The following is a 1164-nucleotide window of genomic DNA, read 5'->3' as shown; positions in this document are numbered from 1 at the left end:
CGCAAACGCGCGGCATCGATAAGGCGACCGACGTGCTGAGCTTCCCGCTCGATCCCGCGGCGTTTGCGGGCTTTGTCGGGGATTTGAACGAGGAAAATTCCACGCATAAAAACAGCGGCGGCAAAAATCCATACGCTGCAAATTCTGCTAGTGAAAATTCAGACACCGCAAAAGCCGCCAGAGAAAATACAAGCACTGTAAATTCCGCAGGCGAAAATCAAAACGCCGTAAATTTCGCGAGCAAAAATCCTAACGATGAAAATTTAAAGAATGAAAATTTTGACGGCGAGAATTTCGCCCCCGTGCTGCTCGGCTCGGTTGTGATAAATTTAGACCTCGTAGAGCTGAAAGCCGCGCAGCTGGGGCACGGCAGAGATGACGAGACGGCGCTGCTTTTTACGCACGGCATGCTGCACGTGCTAGGTTACGACCACGAGAGCGACGACGGACAGATGCGCGCCAAAGAGTGTGAGATCATCGAAAAATTTCGCCTTCCAAAAAGCCTGATCGTGCGAACGGAGGGAAGCGAGGAATAGGCGCTGTATATCGAAAAGGGGCGAGCAAGGCATGTGCAGTGACCTAAAATTTTAATCAAATTTTAAAAACGCAGATATGAAAGCAAAAACAAGCGACCCAAAACCGTAGCGATAAAAGGATTTTTAGGGTAAATCGCCGTAATTTCCCAACCAAAATTTCGCATGCCCAAAATTTATCAATCGCAACTGAATGCGTTTGTATGATTAACTACTTAATGGTAAATTTTTGTATTTAAATATAAATTTCTACAAACGGATGTTTGCGAAACTTTGTCTTTAAATTTGCTAATTTTAATAAAAACCGCTTTAAGACCGTTTATTAAATTTGCGGAATCGATAAAAAGTAGATAATCTTCGCTCTTATATTTTATTGGTCCGAAATAAATCAGAGTATCTCCTGCGATCTTGTTTCGATAATCCTCAAAATCTATCCTGCTATAATATGAATCGTATGAGGGGTCTTTTATAATTTTACTGCACTCTTGCGGATCTAGAATATACATAAAATTTGCAAAAGACATCTCGTATTGCCGAAAATCTCTATACGTCATAATATACAAAAGCTTATTATCAAATTTATATAACGTAAATCCTCTCCCCGTAAAGCCGTCTTTAATCGTTTTATTCA

Annotated in this window: 1 protein-coding gene and 1 pseudogene; one reads left to right on the top strand and one right to left on the bottom strand. The window is 41.4% G+C overall.

Features of this window, described 5'->3' with window-relative positions:
• Nucleotides 1-32 precede the first annotated feature (32 nt).
• On the top strand, nucleotides 33-536 hold the full coding sequence (gene ybeY / locus Q0614_RS01295) for an rRNA maturation RNase YbeY (protein ID WP_298785939.1): 504 nt from the start codon (nucleotides 33-35) through the stop codon (nucleotides 534-536).
• A gap of 212 nt (nucleotides 537-748) precedes the next feature.
• Here the strand turns inward: ybeY and Q0614_RS01290 are convergent.
• Nucleotides 749-1164: pseudogene (locus Q0614_RS01290) on the bottom strand (hypothetical protein); the annotation flags it as partial.

This window comes from uncultured Campylobacter sp. (assembly GCF_937997595.1).
Taxonomy (GTDB): Bacteria; Campylobacterota; Campylobacteria; order Campylobacterales; family Campylobacteraceae; genus Campylobacter_B.
Note: the sequence above shows the minus strand (reverse complement) of the source record. Positions and strands in the feature narration are given on the sequence as shown.